This is a genomic window from Oleiphilus sp. HI0080, from assembly GCF_001635135.1.
This window is the reverse complement of record NZ_LWFU01000708.1, coordinates 1-4,788: the sequence shown is the minus strand read 5'-3', so window position 1 is coordinate 4,788 and position 4,788 is coordinate 1. Positions and strand designations below refer to the sequence as shown.

Below are 4,788 nucleotides of genomic sequence, written 5' to 3'. Positions count from 1 at the left end.
CAACGGCGCGGGAAAAAGTACTTCTAGCCATTCGCCGTTTGTGTTTTTAGTGCCTACGCCGAGGCCAATTGCTACTGTCATAATCAAATCACTTTATTAGTCGTATTAATTTGGGGAGTGTTACTTAGAAAAAATGGCTTCATAATTATCTGGTTTGAAGCCTAAATAGACCTCGCCACCTTTTTCGAGAAGCGGACGCTTGATCAATGATTGGTTTTGGAGCATCAGCTTTACGGCTGCGTCATTGTCTACGCCTGTTTTTTGTACATCGCTGAGATTTCTCCAAGTGGTTCCGCGTCGGTTAATCAACTCAGACCACTCGACCTTGGTCAGCCACTCTCTTAGTTTTGGCTCATCGATGGCTTGTTTTTTATAGTCGTGAAAAGTGAACGCAACGCCGCTTGTCTCTAGCCATGTCATTGCTTTCTTCATTGTGTCACAGGCTTTAATGCCATAGATTGTTATTTCGTTGGTACTCATAGTGTTTCTTAATCACAATTCTAAATTGGAGGGTTAAAGCGCTTCGATAAACCTGCGTATCCGTTTCGCCGCCTCAATACATTCATCAACTGGAGCAACCAAGGCCATGCGTACACGGTTTTCGCCGGGATTGTGGCCGTTAACCGTTCTCGATAAATATGATCCGGGTACTACCGTTACGTGCTGTTGTTGGTACAGTTTTTGAGCAAAAATGACGTCGTCAATGGGGGTTTCAGGCCAAAGATAAAAGCTCGCATCGGTTTGCTCAACTTTCATAATCGGCGAGAGGATGTTTAGCACCGCTTCAAATTTTGCACGATACTCGGTTCGGTTATCGATAACGTGCTGCTCGTCGTTCCAGGCTGCAATGCTTGCAATTTGATGATGAACGGGCATTGCACAACCATGATAGGTCCGGTATTTCAAATACTTCGCGAGGACCGTTTTGTCGCCGGCAACGAACCCAGATCGTAGGCCAGGGAGGTTGGAGCGCTTGGAGAGCGAGTGAAATACGATACAACGCTTAAAGTCGTTTCGATCCAGCTTTGCGCACGCTTCTAACAGGCCGATAGGCGCCTTGTCTTCGTTAATGTAAATCTCTGAGTAACATTCATCAGAGGCTAGGAGAAAGTCGTATTTATCGGCAAGATTGATGAGTTGCTCTAGCGTCGTCATATCAACAACTGCGCCAGTAGGATTGCCTGGACTGCACAAAAACAGGATTTGGCAGCGCTGCCATACACTCTCTGGAACAGATTCAAAATCAGGCTGGAAGCCAAACGCTTCGTCACACGGCAGTAGCTCCAAATCCGCTCCTGATAAATAGGTCGCACCCTCGTATATTTGATAAAAAGGATTTGGGCTGACTACTAAGGCATTGTCTTGATCATTGATCACGGACTGGGTAAAGGAAAAGATGGCTTCGCGAGTCCCGGCAACTGGAAGAATGTGCTGTTCCGAGTCTAGCGTGCCTTTTTTGAGCGAAAAACGCTTCGTTGCCCATTCTGAAATCGCGATGCGAAGATCCGGAATGCCCTTTGTTGATGGGTAAACCTCTACTTGGCGAATGTTATCGGTTAGCGCATCGAGAACAAACTGGGGTGCGGGATGCTTGGGCTCTCCAATAGAAAGCTTTATTGGGGATAGCTCCGGGTTTGGCGTGACTTCGCCAAGAAGCTTGCCGAGCTTTTCGAAAGGGTATGGCTGAAGTTTATCGAGAAGTGGGTTCATACTAATCCTATGCTACATCAGGCTTATGCGCCTTCCCCGGATAGTTCATCTAGTTGCTCGCAAATATCGGTCTGCAATTTTGCACATTGCTCGACATCGCTCAAGGGAAATCCGTTGTCTTGGGTAATGAAAAATACGTCTTCTACGCGTTCGCCCAATGTGGCGATTCTCGCGTTAACAAGGCTCAGATCGTGCGTGTAAAGAATCTGACCTATCCGCGCAAGTAATCCTGGCCGATCAGGAGTAACGACCTCGACGACCGTCCGATGGTTAAGCGCATCATTGCTCAGTGTCACTTCCGTAGGGAAAGAGAAGGTTTTGAGTACGCGAGGCGTGCGCCCGGTAATAATTTCCGGATAATCTTCTGGGTCATCAAGGGCTTCGCTCAATTTTTGCTTAATTTGAACAATGCGATCACTATCTTCTGAGAGTGCTACGTCATTCGCATTCGTAATAACAAAGTTGTTAATCGAAAACCCGCCGCGCGCTGAAGATATTCGAGCACTAAGCACATTAACGTTCAGTTGCTCGAGCATTGCAGTGATTGCTGCGAAGAGGTCATCGTCTGAGCGAAGATAAATCATTAGTTGGGAGAAGCCGCGGCCTGTACCATCATTTTGATCGCGGATTGCAATGACGGGAAGTGTCTTATCTTCTTGCTCAAGGATGGCTTTGCATTGCCATACGATGTCGTCAACAGCGCCTTGTAGATAGTACTCGTCGTCTAGCGAATCGACTAAGTCATTAACTTGAGAAGCCGGATAGTTGCTTTGGAATAAAGTTGAACGTACCTCTTGGCGGGTTGTGCTCACCCAGACGGTACGGCTGACTGGAGTTTCAATCCCTTTTCTTAATGCGCGTCTTGCTTCGACAAATAGCTGCTGTAGCAGACTTGCTCTCCAGGTGTTCCAAAGCTTGGGATTGGTTGCAGCAATATCACACACGGTAAGCACGTATAGATATTCCAAGTGCATGATACTTGGTATGCGTGCTGCAAACTCATAAATGATTGCTGGGTCGGCCACATCTTTCTTTTGCGCCGTCATAGACATAAGCAGGTGCTCTTCAACTAACCAAGCTGCTAATCGAGTGTCACGCTCACTATAGTGATGGCGCTTACAAAACTCGGTCACGTCGACTGCACCGAGTTCAGAGTGATCACCACCACGCCCCTTGGCAATGTCGTGATAAATACCTGCGACAAAGACTATTTCGAGTTTGGGTAGCTCACGCACAAGTGAGGCAGCAACGGGAAATGTGTCTTGATGCGCCTCATCATGCAAGCGAACAATGTTGCGGATGAGTTTTATTGTGTGTGCATCTACTGTAAATGCGTGAAACAGGTCATGCTGCATTTGCCCCACGATATTTGCGAACTCGGGTAGGTAGCGCGACAGCACGTTGTATTTAAGCATGTTGCTTAGAGTGCGATGCAGACGGTGCGGGGTCCGCAGGATCTCACGGAACATCGTCGTGTTTGCAAGATCATTTCGAAAGTGATCGTCAATTAGGTACTGATGTTCTCGGATGGATCGGATAGTGGTCGAGCGAATCCCTTTGATCTGCGGATTTTGGGCCATGATCAAAAAGATCTCGATCAATGCATATGGGGAGCGCTCAAAAACATGCTCGTCAATTGTTTCAATATAACCATTGACGGTCTGGAAGCGATTGTTTAGCGGAGTTATTTCTTCAGTTCGGTTCGGGTTGAGGTAGTATCCGTCAAAGTACTGAAGAATAAGGTCGGCGAGTTCGGCCAGAGCAAGTACCGTTCTATAGTACCTCTGCATCATTATCTCAACGCCCAGAGCCGTATCGTTATCTTTGTATCCCAGAATCTCCGCTACCTTGCGCTGGTAGTCGAAAAACATTCGGTTCTCGCTGCGAGAAGCGACCATTTGCAGTCCGTAGCGAAGAGACCATAGAAAGGTCTCGCCGGATAAAAGTAAATTGAACTCTTCGTCGGTCAAAAAGTGGTAGCGGTCTCGATCAGACTTCGCATCTGGACCGAAATGACGTTTTGTAATCCAGCCAACGGTTTGAATATCTCGCAAGGTCCCCGGTGACGCTTTGATGTTCGGCTCTAAATTGTACTCTGTTCCACTAAAACGTTTGTGTCGCTCAACCTGTTCATCAAACTTAGCCAAAAAATACTCGCGAGAGGTATAAACCTCATCTGAGTATACGCGTTTGGAAAGCTCGGCACAGAGATCGGCATGGCCAGAAATGGTCCGAGTTTCGAGTAGATTGGTAGCGATCGTCACATCAAGTTTTGCTTGTTCCACGCACTCGTCAATAGTTCGAACGCTATGCCCAATATCTAGAGACAGATCCCATAGCATCGTGATAAAGCTACTGAGTGATTCGCCAGCGTCCGCTGTGATCTCGCTTCGGGCAAGTATCAGAAGGTCAATGTCGGAATGTGGTTGCAGCTCCCCGCGACCATAGCCGCCTACCGCGATGAGAGCGTACTCAGAGCCGTCAAAGTTATAGCGCGACCAAAGGGCGCTTAGTACTTGGTCCATAAACCAGGCTTTGGTCGCGATGATTTGGCGAATGTCTTCGCCTTTGCAGTACATTGCATCAAAGCAATCGTTCGCTAGTTTTAAATAGCGCTTCGCATCCTTTGCTGGGTAGCCGGGTTCAGTAAGATCTTTATAAAGCTCGTCGAGTGAAATTCCTGAGGTTTCGATAAACGTCGCTTTCAGGTCTGGAGCTGCTGTCATTTTGTTCATGCAATTCCGAAATGCACTTTCTCTTCTTCCCTCATTGTAAGAACTTCGTAGCCATCCTTGGTTACAAGTATCGTGTGCTCCCATTGAGCGGAAAGCTTGTGATCTTTCGTGACCACTGTCCATTCGTCAGGGAGGAGCTTGCAGTGACGTTTACCCTGATTAATCATCGGCTCGATAGTAAATGTCATACCTTCTTTTAGCGCCATTCCTGTGCCTTTTTTTCCGTAGTGCATCACCTGAGGGTCTTCGTGAAAAACTGCGCCGATACCGTGACCACAATACTCTCGAACAACCGAGTAATAATTACTCTCTGCATGCTTTTGTATCACCGCGCCAATGTCAC

Annotated in this window: 4 protein-coding genes; all 4 read right to left on the bottom strand. The window is 47.4% G+C overall.

Features of this window, described 5'->3' with window-relative positions; translation table 11 throughout:
- Positions 1 to 120 precede the first annotated feature (120 nt).
- On the bottom strand, positions 121 to 480 hold the full coding sequence (locus A3751_RS15230) for an ArsC family reductase (RefSeq protein WP_068457669.1): 360 nt from the start codon (positions 478 to 480) through the stop codon (positions 121 to 123).
- 33 nt (positions 481 to 513) lie between these two features.
- Positions 514 to 1,710 (bottom strand): succinyldiaminopimelate transaminase, encoded by a 1,197-nt coding sequence (gene dapC / locus A3751_RS15225; protein ID WP_068457666.1) that lies wholly within the window; start codon positions 1,708 to 1,710, stop codon positions 514 to 516.
- 23 nt (positions 1,711 to 1,733) lie between these two features.
- Positions 1,734 to 4,445 (bottom strand): [protein-PII] uridylyltransferase, encoded by a 2,712-nt coding sequence (glnD, locus tag A3751_RS15220; protein ID WP_197466386.1) that lies wholly within the window; start codon positions 4,443 to 4,445, stop codon positions 1,734 to 1,736.
- The coding region (locus A3751_RS15215) for a M24 family metallopeptidase (RefSeq protein WP_156492506.1) at positions 4,442 to 4,788 on the bottom strand (347 nt) is incomplete at its 5' end. The genes glnD and A3751_RS15215, both read right to left, overlap by 4 nt.

Coding starts and splice junctions, on each gene's coding strand:
- A3751_RS15230 (WP_068457669.1), bottom strand. CDS start 480: ATGAGTACCAACGAAATAACAATCTATGGCATTAAAGCCTGTGACACA.
- dapC (WP_068457666.1), bottom strand. CDS start 1,710: ATGAACCCACTTCTCGATAAACTTCAGCCATACCCTTTCGAAAAGCTC.
- glnD (WP_197466386.1), bottom strand. CDS start 4,445: ATGAACAAAATGACAGCAGCTCCAGACCTGAAAGCGACGTTTATCGAA.